Source organism: Ruegeria sp. C2 (genome assembly GCF_056537765.1).
The window spans coordinates 274,147-291,537 of record NZ_JBQFRZ010000002.1; the positions used below are offsets into that span (position 1 = coordinate 274,147).

Consider the following 17,391-nt stretch of genomic DNA (forward strand, 5'->3'; position numbering starts at 1 on the left):
TCAACGGTCCATTGCTTTGACGCGATCCCGAAGCTGGAACTTCTGGATTTTGCCAGTGGAGGTTTTGGGAAGAGTTTCGAAGACGACGGCTTTGGGGGCCTTGAACCCGGCCAGATGTTCGCGGCAGAACGCTATGATCTCGTCAGATGTTGTATCGGCACTTTCGCGCAATTCGACAAACGCGCAGGGGACTTCGCCCCATTTTTCGTGCGGCATCGCAACTACGGCAGCTGCCTGAACGGCCTCATGGCGGTAAAGAACCGCTTCGACCTCGACCGAAGAGATGTTTTCTCCGCCGGAGATGATTACGTCTTTCAGGCGGTCACGTATCTGGATGTAGCCGTTTTCATGTAAGACAGCGCCGTCGCCGGACCAGAACCAACCATCCTCAAAAGCTTTCGACGTGGCCTCGGCGTCTTTGTAATATCCCGCCATCACCGTGTTGCCCCTAATGGCGATTTCGCCCTGTGTATTGCCGTCACGCGCTACGAGTGTGCCGTTGCTACGGTCGATCACCGTAACCTCTTCGACCATCGGAAAGGCGATGCCTTGCTGCGCTTGCAATTCGGCTTGCTCAGCGGAACTGAGATCATCCCACTCCTCCTGCCAGAGGCACTGTGAGATATGCCCATAGGTCTCCGTCAGGCCGTAGACCTGCATGACATCAAAACCCATTGCGCGGGTCTTTTCGAGAACTGAAGGCGGCGGCGGTGCGCCTGCCGTCAAAACGCGGATCGCAGGATCGAAGGAGGGCGTGCCGCTCTCGGCTTCGGCTAGCATCTGCAACACGATGGGCGCCGCGCCGAAATGAGTCACGCCATGGGTACGGATCGCGTCCAGAATACGGTCTGCCACCGGAACACGAGTAAACACGACAGTTGCGCCAAGCATGGCCATCAACCACGGGTGACCCCAACCATTACAGTGGAACATCGGTACCACTGACAGATAGACAGGGTAAGTCGGCATCTGCCAGGCAGTCCCGGTTCCGAGCGCCATCAGATAGGCCCCGCGATGGTGATAGACGACACCTTTCGGGCGACCGGATGTACCGGACGTGTAATTCAACGCAATGGCATCCCATTCGTCATCGGGCAGTTCTATTGGTAACGGTGAGGCTTCGGTCAACGCATCGTAGGTTTGACCACCAAGGCTCTCACCTACAACGGCAGGATCGACAATCTCGACCACTGGCAAAGATCGACCGAGAAGATCAAAAGCTTTGGACAAAAGCGGTACAAGCTCCTGATCCACGATTACCAGTTTCGTGTCCGCGTGATCCAGAATGTAGGCGATGGTTTCCGATTCCAGCCGCGTGTTCAGCGTGTTGAGGACCCCGCCCGTCAGCGGCAGTGCAAAGTGCAACTCGAAGAGTTCCGGTATATTCGGGCTCAGCACTGAAACGGTATCGCCATTCTGCACGCCAAGTTCGACGAGCCCACCGGCCACAGCACGAATGCGGGTTGCAGTTTCGGCCCATGTTCGCTGAGTGTCACCATAGATCACCGCTGCGCGCGCGCCGTGCAGGTTTTCGGCGCGGCGTAGAAAGGATATCGGTGACAAAGGCACATGGTTTGCCCGCGTCTTCTGAAGAGCCTCGAAATGGTGACGCATCCCGGTTCCGCCTGATTTAGCTGTTAGGCCGCACGCGGGCGGCGGTTTTGTTTGCAAAGGCTTCCAGGCGCGCACGAGCCGCAGGTTGGGTATTGACCACTCCGCCAACCACGGCCTCTGCATAAGCTGCATCCATGCCGGACATGTTGTTCAAGTGGCTGATCGCAGAGCAGATGGCAAAGTTGGTCAGCGGCAAGTTCTGCGCAATTTGTTCTGCAAGCTCCATCGCCTTGGCCATGCTGCCGCCATCTTCGGTGATGTATTGTGCCAATCCCAGATCGACGGCCTCTTGCCCCTGATAGACGCGGCCCGTCAGGATCATGTCGATCATGCGGTACTTGCCGATCATGTCTGAAACTCTGATGGTCGCTCCGCCGCCGGTGAAAATCCCGCGCTGTCCTTCGGGCAGAGCGAAATAGGTGCCCGGATCGATCACCCGGATATGTGCCGCGCTGGCAAGTTCCAGTCCTCCGCCAACAACCGCACCTTTGAGTGCAGCAATGATTGGCACACCGCCATATTCCATCTTGTTGAAAGCCTCATGCCAGCGCAGGCAGACATGCATGAAGTCATCCGGGCTGCGGTCGGCTTTCCAATGCTCGACCAGATCAAGGCCCGCGCAGAAATGGTTGCCTTCACCGGCCAAAACCACGGCTTTGACACCGGCCATGCGGGCACCGCTGAAAAAGCGTATCAGTTCCTCGATGGTGGCCACATCCAGCGCGTTGCGCTTTGAAGGGCGGTTCAATGTCACGACAAACAGGCCGTTCTCACGCTCTGAAATCGCGAGGTTTTCGTAAGTGTCGGGGTTCACGACATCATTCATAGGTCAGGTCCTCTCAAGGAGTTATTCAGGGAATGCCGCGTCAAGCAGGCTGCGCGAGCCGTTCATGATGCGGGTGTGTTCCATTGTGCACTCGGGCAAGACGTGTTGGGCAAAGAAGAGTGCAGTCGCGATTTTCTGGGTCATGAATTGCACGTCCTGTCCAGCGTCCAGCGCAGTTTGCGCAGCCAAGGCACCCTTTGCCAGCTTCCAACCTGCCGCCAGCGTGCCGGTCAGCATCAAGAAGGGAACAGAGCCCGCGAAAGCCGCGTCAATGTCCTTTCGGCTATTTTCCAACAACCAATCCAATGTGGTTTCAAACGCGTCGCGCGCTTGCGTTAGGCTTGTCCCGATAGCTTGCGCGGTTGCATCACCCTCAGCCAGTCTCAATTCAATTGCCTCTATCCGAGCTGCGAAATGGCGTGCGGTTTCACCGCCGTCGCGCATCACCTTGCGCCCCAGAAGGTCGTTGGCCTGAATGGCAGTGGTGCCTTCGTAGATAGGCAGAATACGTGCGTCGCGGTAATGCTGCGCGGCACCGGTCTCCTCGATAAAGCCCATGCCGCCATGAATTTGCACACCCAGCGAGGCGACCTCGACCGCGCGTTCCGAGCAGAAACCTTTGACCAGCGGAACCATGAATTCAGCCAGTGCAGTCATCTCTGGATTGTCTTGATGGTGCGCGATGTCCAGCAACCCTGCAGTCGCGGCGGCCATGGCCCGCCCACCTTCGGTCAGGCTGCGCATCCGCATGAGCATGCGACGCACATCCGGGTGCTCGATGATCGGGACGGCGTCCTTGACTTGGCCGTTCACCGGACGGCTTTGTACCCGTTCGCGCGCATAGGTCAGCGCGCGCTGATAGGCACGATCAGCGGTCGCAATGCCTTGCACCCCAACGGAAAACCGCGCTGCGTTCATCATGATGAACATGTATTCCAACCCGCGATTTTCCTCGCCGATCAGGAACCCCGTGGCGTCCTTATATTCCAGCATTGCCGTCGGGCTGGCGCGGACGCCTAGCTTGTGTTCAATGCTCACGCAGTTGACCGTGTTCTCGGCCCCTACCGCGCCATCCGTTTCCACAAGCTTCTGCGGCACGATGAACAGGCTTAGCCCTTTTGGCCCGGCGGATGCATCAGGAGTACGCGCCAACACCAAATGGATGATGTTCTCGGTCAGATCATGAGCGCCATATGTGATGAAAATCTTGGTGCCAGATATGCCATAGCTGCCATCCGCACATTGCACCGCTTTGGTCGCCACGCGGCCAAGATCGCTACCCGCTTGTGGTTCCGTCAGGTTCATCGTGCCGGACCAGCGTCCCGCGATCAGCGGCTCCAGATATGTGGCTTTCTGTTCGTCCGAGCCAGTCAGCAGCAGCGCCTCAATGGCCCCATCGGTCAGCAACGGGCAAAGGCCAAAGCTCATATCGGCGGCATTTAGCATCTCTACCGCCGCCGCGCCAACAGTTCGCGGCAGTCCCATGCCGCCATAATCCACCGGGTGAGTCAGTGCCTGCCAGCCCATTTCGACGAACTGAGCATAGGCATGCACGTCACCTTCAGGCATCGTCACGCGCCCGTTGTCGAACCGGGCACCCAACGTGTCGCCGATATGCGACAATGGTGCAATCTGTTCACCGCAGAACCGGGCATAACCTTCCAGCACGGCACCAATATCAGCCAGGTCGTAGTCTGAATACGCCGCCAACGATGACACCTGCTCCCAATGAGACAGGTGTTCGATACAAAACATCAAATCCTGGACGGGCGGCTGATAGGACATCCTAGGCTCCCTGGCGGCAACTATGGTTTCGCGTCATCTATCTGCTGAAGAGGTTGCCGATAAGCTCATATTTTGCCAAAATGCTATCCGATCACGCCAAACAGAGATCTCTATGACCAGCCAGGACCCTATCTCTCTGACGACCGTATCAGCTGCATTTATTCAGGATTGGCTGGATGCACTTGGGTCTCGTTGCACCCCGGAAGAGATGGCTTCTCTGCTGGAACGCTCAGGCCTTCAAGCCCGCCCAATGGCACCAACTCAACGTGTCACGCTGAATGAGATCGCTCGGCTTTATCAGCTTGCCGCGCCCGAGACCGGGGACGAAATGATGGGGCTCTGGAGCCGCCCGATCCGGCCCCGAGCATTGCAGCATCTTGTGACGGTGCAGCGCGGCGCAGGCAGCCTGACCTCGGCTCTCTATCGGTTCTCGACGTTCTGGAACCTGCTCCTGGATGACTTCTATTTTGACCTACACAGCAAATCAGACGAGGTGGCGCTGACTTTGGTGCCTTACTTGGTTGAAACCCAGCCGCAACGGTTCGGCCACATGCTGATTCTGAAACTTGCGCATGGGCTGCTATCCTGGCTCAGCGGATCAGAATCGCCGGTGCAAACGGTTTGCTTTGCCTTCGCCCGTCCGGAGTTTGCCGCGGACTATTCGGTCGTCTTTCCATGCCCCGTCGAGTTCGACGCCCCACAAACCAGTATTCGCTTCGACTCACGCCAATTCACCCGCCCGATCACCCGCAGTCCCGCCGAGGCATCCGTATTCCTTCAACGCGCGCCGCTGGATTGGATCTTTACCGGCTCGCGCGCCCATACTTACAGCCTACGCGTTCGTGCCTTTCTTTACGGTGCGACGTGGCAGGCTTGCCAGCTTCCGGATGCGGCCCACGCTCTGAAAATAACGCCTCGGACGTTGAACAGACGCTTGAAAAACGAAGGAACGTCCTTTCAGGACATAAAAGATGCCCTACGCCGCGACATCGCGATCCGTTCACTTCAGCAAAGCACGGACAGTATAGATCAAATCGCGTTTGACACTGGCTTCTCGGCCCCGGCGAACTTCCATAGGGCTTTCCGAAAATGGACAGACCGGACACCGGGGTCATACCGGATGTGAGTTCGAGACTCGGTCAAGAAGTCTTTTAACGGGGGGCCAAACCCGTATCCCTACCTTTGCACTGAATGCACACAAGGTTTTGCTGAATATCAGCCAATCTACGCAAATCGGGGGTAGTTCCAGAAACACGTGCTCGATCGAAAATATAGTTGGGTTATTCCAAGGGCAACTTTCAGGCCTCTATACGCAATTTCGTCAACCAACCCTGTAGAACAGAATTAGTGGCGCGGCCTGCAACCGACATCGCCAGTTGCCAGCTAACAACCGAAACCAGTTTGCGATCAGAACTGTCTGCCCAACATCTCGTTGGGTATATCTCAAAGCTTCTCAGCACTCTTTGTGTCATACGCGTAGTCCGAATGTCCTCCTTGCAGCTGATCGTCGGCTGTGGGTTCATAGATATGGCAGTCTTCCAAATAGCGGCCAGCCTTTGCCGCAAAAATCGGGTGTTGTCGCGGTCCAGCAAGAAGTTGCAACACTTTGCTGGTTGGTCTTCCAGATGTTCGGGTAGTCGTTGATCAACTGTTCGAATCGTTGCTGCAATTCTGGTTCAAGATCGCGACCAAGCTCTGTTTGAATGCCCCTTGGATGAACCCCGAAGCTGATCATGCCGTAGTCAGACCAGCGCCGAACGAGTTAACGTGTAAACCAAATGTTTGCGGTCTTGGACTGCCCGTAGGCCAGCAACGGATCATAGTCGCGATACTTATTGTTCGGATCATCCACATCCACCGGCGCATACGTGTGCCCGACCGGGGACAAATTGATGATTCGCGCAGATCCCACCGCCTTTATTGGGTCGGCCAGCATTTCGAGTCAGCGGAATCGCCATGATGCCAGCGTTGGAACGATAATGAGCATTAGCTTACTGGCTGGGGATAGAAATCCAGTCTTGGACAACGTGCCCGACGTTGGCCTTGTTCACTTTCCAACCGGCGACGGTTCTGGTGACACTAAACTCGTAATTTAGCGACGTTGATTACTGATTGGATGATTGGCAAACTAATTCCCCGTAATTGCTTCTGAACTGCGTCCGCCTGAATACGATTGAATTTTTCCAACCGGGACGTATTTTTGGCTGGGCGCTAGTGTTTAGAGTAGACGGAATTTTTTGACGACTGCCATCAATTTGAACATGGTCTTGGAACCGCGCAAAAAGTAAGCGCAAAAGTGTAAACTTATGTGTAAATGCCGTTCAAAACTATGGGCGAGGACTCTTTAGTTTTCTGCACGTAAGCTGCGCTGGCGTTAACCCGGATCCACTCTGACTTGAACCTTTAACTCAACGCTCAGCTATGAAAGACAGTCCAGACACGAGTTGTCTCAATCCAAGCGCTGCGCCTGCAAATATTGCAGCGAATGTTACGGGTGCGCTGTAGGCCAGAAGTGAGAAGGCAGATATGCCTTGCCCGACGCTGCAGCCAACCGCGATGATCGCTCCTGGACCCATAATCGCCGCGCCCAGCATTTGCCGCTTGAGCTCACGCGGATCTTCGCAAGCTTCCCATCGGAAATGGCCTTTAGACCACGACCCCCAAAATGCGCCAATGAGAACGCCAGAGACTGATCCGACCGCAAAGGACAACGTGTTTCCAGACGCTGTCATGAGGTAGAGCATCGTGTCACCAAGGGGTGCAGCGAAGGTATGGGTTTGCACCGGCTCACCGTCGAAACCGTTTGTCGCAACCCAATTCGTACCAAGCCAGCCTGAGACGATCGCCAGTCCGACGACGGATCCCCAAAATACTTGCGCCGGTGTGCGGCGGAAGCGCTGGTTTGCCAATGCGAAAACCATCAAAGCAATGCCGATGACAGCGCCGATGAGCCAAGCTGGAATCGAGGTCAGCCGTTCGGTCAGGAAGCTAATGCTCTGCGGGTCACGCAGGTCCATTTCCACTGGAAAGGCCCAAACCCGCAGATATGCGAGCGGCCCGGACATCACGACGTAAGCAGACAGGCCCATGATCAAAACGATGACAAATGATCTAAGGTCGCCACCTCCCAGCCGTGCCAGCGCGCCATAGCCGCAGTTTCCGCTGATGGCCATTCCGTAACCGAACATAAGGCCACCCACGATCGAACCGAGTGGGTTCCAGGTCTGCGCAAGGTACCTTGTTCCGACAGGATCAAGCCATCCCAACCCCATGGCCGCGTGGCTGCCGACAATCGCAACACCGATTGCAATAGCCCACATGCGTAGCCGTCGGTCATCATCTGCGTAAAGGTAGTCTTCGATTGCACCCAACGTGCAAAAACGGCCGATGCGCGCAGCCAGCCCTAATACGATGCCACCAATCAAACCGATCAGAGCAACGGTATTTGCGTCTCCCAATGCTTCGAACATTGCCAGTCTCCTCCCAAAGCTGGCGGTTTTCTGAACGGCTTCTACTTCTCCCTGCAGAAAAGATCGTAAACGACTTCCAGAATTTGCGTCGATCGATCATCAGCCAATCTGTAGTAAATCGTTTTCCCCTCACGCCGCGTTTTCACCAAGCCTTCAAAGCGCAAGCGGGATAGTTGTTGTGACACGGCAGCCTGACGTGCCGAGAGCATTTCTTCCATCTGCGTGACAGATTTTTCCCCTGACGACAGATAACACAAAATCATCAGGCGCCCCTCGTGGCTAATTGCCTTGAGGAAACTTGACGCCGTCTGAGCATTCTCCATCATTCTGTCCATGTCTTCGGCGCACATGTCCTTGGAGAACACAGGCAGTTTCGAAGATTTGTCCAACAAGATCGCCTCGCTTTCTTGGCTTCACGCATTCAAAACAGTTTATGTAATCTGCCCCAATTTATCCAGAGGTCTCAAGCGGCGCCCCTGCGTCACGCAGCAAAACGCCCAGCAAACCCCAGAAAAAGTCTTCACCGGGATAGCCCTCGATCCGGCCGACTTCTTGACCATTGTCCAGCAGAACAAAGGTTGGTGTGAAGTAGAGAGGTCGCTCCAACGCTATGCCATCAGGCAGGGCCTCATGAATATCGACGCGCTGAAGCGGAGCGGCATTTCCTTCGGGTGTCTTGGGGTAGATCTCTGAAACTTCGGCGTCCCATCGGGCACACCACATACACCCTTCTTCTTCTGCCATCAGAAGCGCCATTTCCGCCCGTGAAATCTCGGGGCAAACAAGCAAAAAAATCGCAAGCACAAGCAGAAATAGGTGGCGCATCTCAAGCTCCGATTGACTGTAGCAATATATCTTTATTATTTTGAATGTGTGAATGATAGCGCGTCAGGACAGGTTTGACCATGCTCGACATAACATTTGCAGGAGCTTTGGTCGCAGGACTGCTATCTTTTCTGTCGCCCTGCATCCTGCCGATTGTGCCGTTCTATCTGAGTTATCTGGCGGGGGTTGGGATGGAGCAGATATCTGCGGGTTCGTCTATCTCCGCCGACGTTCGACGCAGGGCGACGCTTTCTGCAATCGCATTTGCAGTGGGGATCATAACGATCTTCATGGCGCTTGGGGCGACGGCTTCGATATTTGGACAGCTGGTACGAGAGTATTTCGACATCCTGCGTTGGATCGCAGCGGCGATCATCATTGCGATGGGTCTGCATTTCTTGGGTTTCGTTCGCATCGGGTTCCTGTATCGCCAATTTCGTGCAGACGTCGGTGAGACATCAAACGTAAGTCTGATTGGGGCCTATGTCCTTGGATTGGCATTTGCTTTTGGCTGGACACCCTGTGTTGGGCCGGTCCTTGCTGCGATCCTGTTCACGGCGGCCGGAACCGAAACAGCCTGGCGTGGTGCGGTGCTTCTGTTTGTCTACGGGGTTGGAATGACCGCACCGTTTGTTCTGGCGGCCTTTCTGGTTCGCCCCTTCATGCAGTGGATGGCGCGGTTCAGGAAACACTTGCCCCTCATCGAAAAGACTATGGGTGGCTTTTTGATACTCTTCGGCACCCTCATCGCAACCAACTCCATCAATCACATTGCACAATGGATGCTCGACCACATGCCATGGCTTGCAGCCATAGGTTAATTCGGGAGGAAGACATGAAACGAGCTTTGTCAGTTTTAATCGCTTGCCTGATAGGCGGGGTAGTTTCCGCCGCTGAGCTGGGCGACGACGGATTGCATAAGACACCGTGGATGCGCGACACGTTCAAAGACCTCCGCGAGGATCTTGAAGAGGCCTCAAGCGAGGGCAAACGGTTGGTACTATTCATTGAACAGCAGGGCTGCATCTATTGTAAAAAGATGCACGAAGAGGTGTTCCCCCAGCCTGACCTGGAGGCGTTTCTCGAAGAGAATTTCTTTGTCGTCCAACTGGATTTGCATGGAAGCACTACGGCCACCGACTTTGACGGGGAAGAGAACGAGCAAAGAGCGCTGATGCGCAAATGGGGGATTCTGTTTACTCCAACGCTTGTATTCCTGCCAGAAGAGGTGCCCGAGGGTGCCACAGCCATCGATGCCGCGGTCGCTGTAATGCCCGGAGCGTTCGCCAAGGGAACAACCTTAGATCTTTTCACCTGGGTCGATGAGAAACGATACGAACTTGATAATGGTGAAGATTTTCAGCGGTATCACGCGCGTCGCATTCAAGAGCGAAACAATGTTTCGCAAGATTGAGCGCTACTGTTATAAATAAAAAAATTCATTATAATGAATTTAATGTTGCGACAGGCGGTACTCGTCGACTACGGTACACAAAGGCTTTGGGTCGCAAGGCGCCGTCGGCGCGTTAGCAAATGGGAGGGATCATGAAGCTGAGACTCTTAATATCGGTCTGCGCAATGACGGGAGTTGCCGCATATGCGGCAGATACAGATCCGAAAAACGTAACCTATGATGACTATGGCGCTATCGAGGTCTCTTTGACAGGCGTTACCGGTGACGCGGCAAACGGCGCGCTTATCGTTGGCGACAAGTCAAAAGGCAATTGCGTGGCGTGCCACGCGGTCTCGGCCTTGGCCGACATTCCGTTCCATGGCGAAGTTGGACCGATACTGGACGGTGCCGGTGATCGTTGGACCGAAGCAGAGCTTCGCGGATTGGTCGCAAACGCAAAGATGACGTTCGAAGGCACGGTAATGCCGGCATTCTACAAGGATGACGGCTATATCCGCCCGGGCGATGCCTATACCGGCAAAGCGCCAAGCGCGCCGTTGATGTCGATCCTGACAGCACAGGAAATCGAGGACGTGGTCGCGTTTCTTGCGACCTTGAAAGAAGAATGATCGCGCTTTCTGGCGTGAATTCTCGAAGATTCAAAGGAGATTGAAAATGGAACTCTCTCGCCGCGAGACTCTGGCCCTTGGGCTGGGCGCCGCGTTCCTGACAATTATGCCGTTACGCGCAAATGCGGCCGCTGAAGATGCAATCGCCGCATATACAGGCGGGGCAGATGTGGCTGACGGCGGCGTCACGCTGACAGCACCGGAAATCGCAGAAAACGGGAACACCGTACCAATCGAGGTTAACGCTCCGGGTGCTGCTGCAATTCTCATTGTGGCCGCGGGCAACCCCGAGCCGGGTGTCGCAACGTTCAATTTCGGCCCGCTGGCTGCTGAACAAGCCGCTTCAACCCGCATTCGTCTTGCCGGAACGCAAGATGTCATCGCCGTGGCGAAGATGGCAGATGGCAGCTTTGCCAAAGCGTCCGCGACCGTAAAAGTGACAATCGGCGGCTGCGGCGGCTGATCGCCACGCGCCCTGAAGAACAGGAGACTAACCAATGGCATCCGGTGTAAAACCCCGCGTCAAGGTTCCAAAGACAGCCGCTGCTGGTGAAACCATAACGATCAAGACTCTGATCAGCCACAAGATGGAAAGCGGCCAGCGTAAGGATAAAGCAGGCAACGTTATTCCGCGTTCGATTATCAACCGTTTCACCTGCGAGTTTAACGGAGAAATGGTGGTTGATGTGACTATGGAGCCGGCGATTTCGACCAATCCGTACTTTCAGTTTGAAGCAACTGTGCCTGAAGCCGGCGAGTTCGTTTTCACTTGGTACGATGATGACGGCTCGGTCTACGACGAGAAAAAAATGATCGAGATCGCCTGACGGCTCGACCACTAAGGAAGGTCAGCGCTGGTTGTGAATTCTGGCGCTGGTCCACCAAGGGAGGAACGCAATGAATACCAAGGCACTAACGGCGATCGCGGCAGTTCTGGTTTTCCCAGTGGCGGCAATGGCCGGACCGGACGACGACAATCTTGTGATCAATGACGAGCTGGACATGACCTCGATCACCGAGGCACCAGCGCATGTCGAGAACTTCGATACGATCTACTCGGGCTGGCATTTCAGGACAGATGAAACCCAGGCGCTACAAATTGATGATTTCGACAATCCGGCGATGATCTTCGTCGATCAGGCTGCCGATCTCTTTGAGACGGTTGATGGTGCCGCTGGGGAAAGCTGTGCCTCGTGCCATGATGGGGTGGAAAGCTTCAAAGGATTGCAGGCGTCCATGCCAAAGTTTGATGCCGAAAGCGGCAAGCTGGTGGTCATGGAAGATCTGATCAACAAGTGCCGTACGGATCGCATGGAGGCGGATGCCTGGAAATGGTCTGGCGGAGACATGCAGGGTATGGTCGCCTTGATCGGTCTGCAGTCACGCGGGATGCCTATGGATGTTGCTATTGATGGCGATGCCGCCCCGTTTTGGGAGCAGGGCAAGGAAATGTATTATACTCGCTACGGTCAGCTAGAGCTGAGCTGTGCCAACTGTCACGAAGACAATTGGGGCAATATGATCCGAGCGGATCACCTGAGCCAGGGTATGATCAATGGGTTCCCGACTTACCGTTTGAAGCAGGCCAAGCTGATCTCGCGCCACAATCGTTTCCGCGGTTGTATTCGCGATACGCGGGCGGAAACCTTTGCTGAAGGGTCGGACGAGTTCCGTGCGCTGGAGCTCTATGTTGCCTCGCGTGGCAACGGGCTTTCAGTCGAAACTCCTGCAGTACGTCAGTAACGAACGACCCGCGTGGGCGATGCCCGGCGCGGGTTTTTCATACGGATAACATTCACACATTTATATGTGTCATAGGAAAGCTGATAGATGATTTCTCGACGTGACTTCTTGCAGGTTTCAATGGCTGCATCGGCTTTGTACGGGGCGTCCGGGTTTGGCAAATGGGCCAGACTTGCTGCGCAGCAAAGCCTGACACAGGATCAACTACTGGATTTTGAGACCTTTGGTAACATCAGCCTGATCCATGTCACCGATATTCACGCGCAACACAAGCCGATTTACTTCCGTGAACCCGAGATCAATCTTGGGATTGGCGATGCGCAGGGTCAGATGCCGCATGTTACTGGCGCCGCTTTCCGCAAGGCCTATGGCATCGAAGATGGAAGCCCGTCGGCCTATGCACTGACCTACAATGATTTCTCGGCACTGGCGAAGGCTTATGGTCGGGTCGGTGGATTGGACCGGGTCTCAACGGTCATAAACGCAATTCGAGCGGACCGTCCCGATGCCCTTCTATTGGACGGTGGCGATACGTGGCATGGTTCCTATACCTGCTATCAGACGGCCGGTCAGGACATGGTCAATGTCATGAACGCGCTGAAACCCGATGCTATGACCTTCCATTGGGAGTTCACGTTGGGCAGCGACAGGGTTAACGAAATCGTCGAAGGTTTGCCCTTTGCGGCCTTGGGTCAGAACATCTTTGATGCCGAGTGGGATGAACCTGCAGAATTGTTCCAGCCCTACAAGTTCTTTGATCGGGGCGGTGCAAAGGTCGCCGTGATCGGCCAGGCATTCCCTTACATGCCAATCGCGAACCCGGGCTGGATGTTCCCAGAATATTCATTCGGTATCCGGGATGAGAACATGCAGGCAATGGTGGACGAGGTTCGCGATGCCGGTGCTGATGTCGTTGTTGTCCTCAGCCACAACGGCTTTGACGTGGACAAGAAGATGGCAGGCCGGGTGCAAGGGATCGACGTGATCCTCAGCGGCCACACTCATGATGCGCTGCCCGAGCCGGTTCTGGTGGGTAAAACGCATATCATCGCGTCTGGCTCGAACGGAAAATTCGTCAGCCGTGTGGATCTCGACGTGAGGGACGGGCAGATGATGGGGCTGAAGCACAAGCTGATCCCGATCTTCTCTGACGTCATTGCGCCCGATCCAGCGATCACTGCTCTGATCGACGAACAGCGCGCGCCATATGAAACCGCGCTGGGCGAGGTGATCGGCAAAACGGACTCGTTGCTCTACCGCCGCGGCAACTTTAACGGCACCTGGGATGACCTGATTTGCGATGCGCTGCTCAGCGAACGCGAAGCGGATATCGCGATGTCGCCCGGCGTCCGTTGGGGACCCTCAATCCTGCCGGGACAGGAGATTACGCGCGAGGACATCTGGAACGTCACATCGATGTCGTATCCCAATGCCTACCGCACAGAAATGACAGGCGAATTCATCCATGTGATCCTCGAGGATGTCGGTGACAACCTGTTCAATCCCGATCCCTACTACCAACAGGGCGGCGATATGGTTCGCGTCGGTGGGCTTGGCTACCGCATCGATGTGACCAAGCCACAAGGGCAACGGATCAGCGAAATGACCCTGCTCAAGACAGGTGAAGCGATTGATCCATCGAAAACCTACGTCGTGGCTGGTTGGGCTAGTGTCAACGAAGGCACTGAGGGTCCGCCGATCTGGGATGTCGTCGAAAACCACATTCGCAACCTTGGCACCGTCACGGTGCAAGAGAACACCAGTGTCGATGTTGTCGGCGCTTAAGAAACAGATGGAGACCTAAGAGATATGGATGACGCGTTCAAACCGTCCCGCCGGGCCTTCCTGAGAGGCAGCGCTGCGGTCGCCGCAGGATCCGTTGCAGGGGCAGCAGTGGCGGACACGCCCGACCCGCTGATAACAGAGCTTCGGGATTGGGCTTCTTACACGGGTGCCGGTGTCGATGAGTCACCTTACGGTATGCCAATCAGCTTCGAATCCCATGTCGTTCGTCGCAACGTGGAATGGCTGACCGCCTCTCCGATTTCGTCGATCAACTTCACACCAATCCACGCGCTTGATGGCACGATCACTCCGCAAGGGTGTGCCTTTGAACGTCACCATTCAGGTGCGATCGAGCTGCGCAAAGAGGATTATCGCCTGATGATCAACGGGCTGGTCGATCGCTCGCTTGTGTTTACTTACGACGACATTGAGCGGTTCCCGCGCGAAAACCACGTGTATTTCTGCGAATGTGCGGCGAATACCGGTATGGAGTGGGCGGGTGCGCAACTCAATGGCGTCCAATTTACCCACGGCATGATTCACAACATGGAATACACCGGCGTTCCGCTGCGGACGCTATTGCAGGAAGCAGGCGCCGATATCTCACCAGACAAATGGGTCTATGTTGAAGGCGCAGATGCCTCATCCAATGGCCGCTCCATCCCGATGGAAAAAGCGCTGGATGACGTGTTGGTGGCTTTTAAGGCAAATGGCGAAGCGCTGCGGATGGAGCATGGATACCCCGTGCGACTGGTCGTCCCGGGCTGGGAAGGCAACATGTGGGTCAAGTGGCTGCGCCGCATCGAAGTCGTCGATATGGCGGTCGAAAGCCGGGAAGAAACATCAAAATACACCGATGTTTACGCCGATGGCACAGCCCAAAAATGGACTTGGGTGATGGATGCAAAATCCGTCATCACCTCACCCAGCCCGCAAATGCCGATCAAACACGGGCCGGGGCCCTTGGTCATTTCCGGACTTGCCTGGTCAGGCCACGGGCAAATTACACGGGTCGATGTGTCCAAGGACGGTGGGATCACCTGGGAGACGGCGCGTCTTGGCAAGCAGGGCGACAGCAAGGCTTTGACGCGCTTCTATCTCGACACGAACTGGGACGGAGCACCAATGCTTTTGCAGGCCCGGGCGATAGACGAGACTGGCTATGTGCAGCCGACCAAAGACCAGCTACGCGAAAAGCGTGGAGAAAACTCGGTCTACCACAACAACTGTATCCAGACTTGGTACGTAAGCGCAGAAGGGATCGCTGAGAATGTCGAAGTCTCTTAGTCATGTATTCCTGCCCGTATTTGGCGGCACGGCGTTGGTGCTTGCGGCAGCAGTGGCTTTCGCGAACCGAAACTACGGTCAGGCGAAGATAGAAACTTTGGAGACCCGGATTGGCCAGGTCGAAGCGCATGCCGCTACGGCCCAGGAAAAAGCGCAGGCAGAAGCCAATCGAGCAGCTGAGTTAGAGCTTAAGGTCGAAGAAATCCAGGCTGAGGCGGTGGAACGGGCCGCAAATGGCATGAACCTGACCGCACCCGTGCCCGACCGTGACGGTACCTTTGGGCTTGGGCGGCCCGCACTGGAAGAAGAGATTGCGGCCTGGGACGTTGACGTCTTGCCTGACGGGCGAGGCCTACCCGCAGGGTCAGGCGACGTCTGGACCGGTGAAGAGGTGTTTGTCGACCGCTGCGCGTCGTGCCACGGCGAATTTGCCGAAGGTGCCGACAACTGGCCTGTTCTGGCCGGTGGGTTCGATACGCTTGCGGACGACGATCCTGTAAAAACCGTCGGATCTTATTGGCCGCATTTGTCGACCGCATGGGATTACATCTCCCGCTCAATGCCCTTTGGTGAAGCGGGCACACTGACACCGGATGAGACCTACGCAATTGTCGCATACATCCTCTATTCCAATGATTTGGTGGATGACGATTTCGAGCTGAACAACGAAAACTTCGCCGATTTTGAGATGTACAACATGGACGGCTTTGTCGTCGATGTTCGACCCGAGACCGAGTACGCCGAATGGAGCGAAGAACCTTGCATGGAGAACTGCAAAGCAGAAACCGCCGTTACGATGCGCTCTGTCTTTCTGGTTGAAACCCCGCCGGAGGGTGGTTCGATCTCGGTCATGAATGATGCCAATCCGGATGAGTTGCCGACATTTACGGCAGAAGGGCCCACGTTCATTCCCGTAGCTGCGCCACAGCCGGAAGAAGAGGCCGCCGCAACACCAGCAGTTCAAGAAACCGAGGAGGCCAACGGGGCGGCAGAACTGGTTGCCGCCGGAGAGAAAGTCTTCAAGAAGTGCAAGTCCTGTCATCAGGTCGGAGACGGTGCAAAGCACAGCACCGGGCCTGCGCTGAATGGGGTGATCGGAGCCAATGCCGGATCGGTCGAGGGGTTCAAATATTCCAAAGCGATGAAGGCCGCTGCCGAGGCGGGGCTCGTCTGGACCGATGAAGAAATGACCGCCTTCCTCACGAAGCCCAAGGAATACATGAAAGGCACTCGGATGTCTTTTGCAGGCCTTAAGAAACAAGGCGATGTCGAAGCTTTGATCTTCTATCTGAAGACGTTTGGAAGTTGACCATGCGTTGGGCGAACGCACTGGTTTATGCCGTGTTCTTTGGGGCTATTGCCTCATCGACCTACGCGGCAGAAGACCTTGGCGATGCTGAGGCGGGGAAAGCAGTGTTCGCCCAATGCAAAGGCTGTCATCAGGTTGGGCAAGGGGCTGAAAACAAAATCGGGCCGCATCTGAATGGGGTTTTTGGGCGCAAGGCAGCAGGTTTGGATGGCTTCAACTATTCCAAGAGTCTCGTGCGTGCGGGAAACTCAGGTCTGGAATGGCATGCGGATACTCTTTCGGCCTATATCGAAAACCCGCGCGCCTTCGCGTCAGGTACGAGAATGAGTTTTCGTGGCCTGAAAGATCCAGAAGACAGGGCAAATGTAATCGCCTATCTACGCGGATTCTCCGACAATCCTCAGGACATCCCCGAAGCGGATCCCACAGCGAAGGGCACGGACCATTCTGTCGACCCCGCGATCCTGGCGATACAAGGAGATCCTGAGTACGGCGCATATCTGAGCAGCGAATGTACAACATGCCACCAGATCGAAGGTAACGATGAGGGTATTCCTTCGATCGTGTATTGGCCGGACGAGGACTTTGTCGTCGCGATGCACGCTTACAAGGAAAAACAGCGGCCGCATCCGGTCATGCAAATGATCGCAGGACGGCTGAGCAATGACGAGATCGCGGCTTTGGCCGCCTACTTCAATAACCCAAACTAACATTGCCCAACGGGA

17 protein-coding genes are annotated in these 17,391 nt (G+C 55.5%); 11 read left to right on the top strand and 6 right to left on the bottom strand.

Annotated elements, in window-relative coordinates; translation table 11 throughout:
* Genes ACR0IV_RS11010 through ACR0IV_RS11020 form a run of 3 tightly spaced genes read right to left on the bottom strand, consistent with a single transcriptional unit; the run spans window position 1 to window position 4,225 of the window.
* Entirely contained in the window at window positions 1-1,614 is a 1,614-nt protein-coding gene (locus ACR0IV_RS11010; protein WP_480659121.1) for an AMP-binding protein, read from the bottom strand.
* Window positions 1,615-1,630: 16 nt separating this feature from the next.
* Window positions 1,631-2,440: a methylthioacryloyl-CoA hydratase gene (dmdD, locus tag ACR0IV_RS11015; RefSeq protein WP_480659123.1), complete on the bottom strand. Its 810-nt coding sequence runs from the start codon at window positions 2,438-2,440 to the stop codon at window positions 1,631-1,633.
* A gap of 21 nt (window positions 2,441-2,461) precedes the next feature.
* Entirely contained in the window at window positions 2,462-4,225 is a 1,764-nt protein-coding gene (locus ACR0IV_RS11020; protein WP_480659125.1) for an acyl-CoA dehydrogenase family protein, read from the bottom strand.
* Between the two features lie 112 nt (window positions 4,226-4,337).
* On the opposite strand from ACR0IV_RS11020, the gene ACR0IV_RS11025 reads away from it, so the two are divergent.
* A complete protein-coding gene (locus ACR0IV_RS11025; RefSeq protein WP_480659127.1) occupies window positions 4,338-5,351 on the top strand; it encodes an AraC family transcriptional regulator in 1,014 nt (337 codons plus the stop codon).
* Between the two features lie 1,282 nt (window positions 5,352-6,633).
* On the opposite strand, the gene ACR0IV_RS11030 is transcribed toward ACR0IV_RS11025, so the two are convergent.
* The 3 genes from ACR0IV_RS11030 to ACR0IV_RS11040 all read right to left on the bottom strand — a co-directional run bounded on the left by ACR0IV_RS11030 (window position 6,634) and on the right by ACR0IV_RS11040 (window position 8,520).
* Window positions 6,634-7,695, bottom strand: a complete 1,062-nt coding sequence (locus ACR0IV_RS11030) for a YeeE/YedE family protein (RefSeq protein ID WP_480659131.1) — start codon at window positions 7,693-7,695, stop codon at window positions 6,634-6,636.
* Between the two features lie 41 nt (window positions 7,696-7,736).
* Complete coding sequence (locus ACR0IV_RS11035) at window positions 7,737-8,045, bottom strand: ArsR/SmtB family transcription factor (protein WP_170543314.1); 309 nt, start codon at window positions 8,043-8,045, stop codon at window positions 7,737-7,739.
* A 100-nt stretch (window positions 8,046-8,145) separates the two neighbouring features.
* Entirely contained in the window at window positions 8,146-8,520 is a 375-nt protein-coding gene (locus ACR0IV_RS11040) for a hypothetical protein (protein ID WP_480659132.1), read from the bottom strand.
* An 80-nt stretch (window positions 8,521-8,600) separates the two neighbouring features.
* Here ACR0IV_RS11040 and ACR0IV_RS11045 point away from each other — a divergent pair, with 80 nt between their 5' ends.
* The 10 genes from ACR0IV_RS11045 to ACR0IV_RS11090 all read left to right on the top strand — a co-directional run bounded on the left by ACR0IV_RS11045 (window position 8,601) and on the right by ACR0IV_RS11090 (window position 17,376).
* Entirely contained in the window at window positions 8,601-9,341 is a 741-nt protein-coding gene (locus ACR0IV_RS11045) for a cytochrome c biogenesis CcdA family protein (protein ID WP_480659133.1), read from the top strand.
* Between the two features lie 14 nt (window positions 9,342-9,355).
* Entirely contained in the window at window positions 9,356-9,934 is a 579-nt protein-coding gene (locus ACR0IV_RS11050) for a thioredoxin family protein (protein WP_480472250.1), read from the top strand.
* A 131-nt stretch (window positions 9,935-10,065) separates the two neighbouring features.
* A complete protein-coding gene (gene soxX / locus ACR0IV_RS11055) occupies window positions 10,066-10,542 on the top strand; it encodes a sulfur oxidation c-type cytochrome SoxX (protein WP_480659134.1) in 477 nt (158 codons plus the stop codon).
* Window positions 10,543-10,588: 46 nt separating this feature from the next.
* On the top strand, window positions 10,589-11,005 hold the full coding sequence (soxY, locus tag ACR0IV_RS11060; protein ID WP_480659135.1) for a thiosulfate oxidation carrier protein SoxY: 417 nt from the start codon (window positions 10,589-10,591) through the stop codon (window positions 11,003-11,005).
* A gap of 34 nt (window positions 11,006-11,039) precedes the next feature.
* Complete coding sequence (soxZ, locus tag ACR0IV_RS11065; protein ID WP_480472253.1) at window positions 11,040-11,369, top strand: thiosulfate oxidation carrier complex protein SoxZ; 330 nt, start codon at window positions 11,040-11,042, stop codon at window positions 11,367-11,369.
* Between the two features lie 70 nt (window positions 11,370-11,439).
* Window positions 11,440-12,285 (top strand): sulfur oxidation c-type cytochrome SoxA, encoded by an 846-nt coding sequence (gene soxA, locus ACR0IV_RS11070; protein WP_480659136.1) that lies wholly within the window; start codon window positions 11,440-11,442, stop codon window positions 12,283-12,285.
* 87 nt (window positions 12,286-12,372) lie between these two features.
* Window positions 12,373-14,070: a thiosulfohydrolase SoxB gene (gene soxB, locus ACR0IV_RS11075; protein ID WP_480659137.1), complete on the top strand. Its 1,698-nt coding sequence runs from the start codon at window positions 12,373-12,375 to the stop codon at window positions 14,068-14,070.
* Window positions 14,071-14,094: 24 nt separating this feature from the next.
* Complete coding sequence (gene soxC / locus ACR0IV_RS11080) at window positions 14,095-15,357, top strand: sulfite dehydrogenase (RefSeq protein ID WP_480659138.1); 1,263 nt, start codon at window positions 14,095-14,097, stop codon at window positions 15,355-15,357.
* Entirely contained in the window at window positions 15,341-16,666 is a 1,326-nt protein-coding gene (locus ACR0IV_RS11085; RefSeq protein WP_480659139.1) for a c-type cytochrome, read from the top strand. Before soxC ends, ACR0IV_RS11085 begins: the two co-directional genes overlap by 17 nt.
* A gap of 2 nt (window positions 16,667-16,668) precedes the next feature.
* A complete protein-coding gene (locus ACR0IV_RS11090; RefSeq protein ID WP_480659141.1) occupies window positions 16,669-17,376 on the top strand; it encodes a c-type cytochrome in 708 nt (235 codons plus the stop codon).
* The last annotated feature ends 15 nt before the right edge of the window (window positions 17,377-17,391 follow it).

Excerpts from the sequence above, each read along its gene's own strand:
- soxA (WP_480659136.1), top strand. The coding sequence starts at position 11,440 with ATGAATACCAAGGCACTAACGGCGATCGCGGCAGTTCTGGTTTTCCCA.
- ACR0IV_RS11035 (WP_170543314.1), bottom strand. The coding sequence starts at position 8,045 with ATGTGCGCCGAAGACATGGACAGAATGATGGAGAATGCTCAGACGGCG.
- ACR0IV_RS11010 (WP_480659121.1), bottom strand. The coding sequence starts at position 1,614 with ATGCGTCACCATTTCGAGGCTCTTCAGAAGACGCGGGCAAACCATGTG.
- soxB (WP_480659137.1), top strand. The coding sequence starts at position 12,373 with ATGATTTCTCGACGTGACTTCTTGCAGGTTTCAATGGCTGCATCGGCT.
- ACR0IV_RS11020 (WP_480659125.1), bottom strand. The coding sequence starts at position 4,225 with ATGTCCTATCAGCCGCCCGTCCAGGATTTGATGTTTTGTATCGAACAC.
- ACR0IV_RS11045 (WP_480659133.1), top strand. The coding sequence starts at position 8,601 with ATGCTCGACATAACATTTGCAGGAGCTTTGGTCGCAGGACTGCTATCT.
- ACR0IV_RS11085 (WP_480659139.1), top strand. The coding sequence starts at position 15,341 with ATGTCGAAGTCTCTTAGTCATGTATTCCTGCCCGTATTTGGCGGCACG.
- ACR0IV_RS11025 (WP_480659127.1), top strand. The coding sequence starts at position 4,338 with ATGACCAGCCAGGACCCTATCTCTCTGACGACCGTATCAGCTGCATTT.
- ACR0IV_RS11050 (WP_480472250.1), top strand. The coding sequence starts at position 9,356 with ATGAAACGAGCTTTGTCAGTTTTAATCGCTTGCCTGATAGGCGGGGTA.
- soxX (WP_480659134.1), top strand. The coding sequence starts at position 10,066 with ATGAAGCTGAGACTCTTAATATCGGTCTGCGCAATGACGGGAGTTGCC.
- dmdD (WP_480659123.1), bottom strand. The coding sequence starts at position 2,440 with ATGAATGATGTCGTGAACCCCGACACTTACGAAAACCTCGCGATTTCA.
- soxY (WP_480659135.1), top strand. The coding sequence starts at position 10,589 with ATGGAACTCTCTCGCCGCGAGACTCTGGCCCTTGGGCTGGGCGCCGCG.
- ACR0IV_RS11090 (WP_480659141.1), top strand. The coding sequence starts at position 16,669 with ATGCGTTGGGCGAACGCACTGGTTTATGCCGTGTTCTTTGGGGCTATT.
- ACR0IV_RS11030 (WP_480659131.1), bottom strand. The coding sequence starts at position 7,695 with ATGTTCGAAGCATTGGGAGACGCAAATACCGTTGCTCTGATCGGTTTG.
- soxZ (WP_480472253.1), top strand. The coding sequence starts at position 11,040 with ATGGCATCCGGTGTAAAACCCCGCGTCAAGGTTCCAAAGACAGCCGCT.
- ACR0IV_RS11040 (WP_480659132.1), bottom strand. The coding sequence starts at position 8,520 with ATGCGCCACCTATTTCTGCTTGTGCTTGCGATTTTTTTGCTTGTTTGC.
- soxC (WP_480659138.1), top strand. The coding sequence starts at position 14,095 with ATGGATGACGCGTTCAAACCGTCCCGCCGGGCCTTCCTGAGAGGCAGC.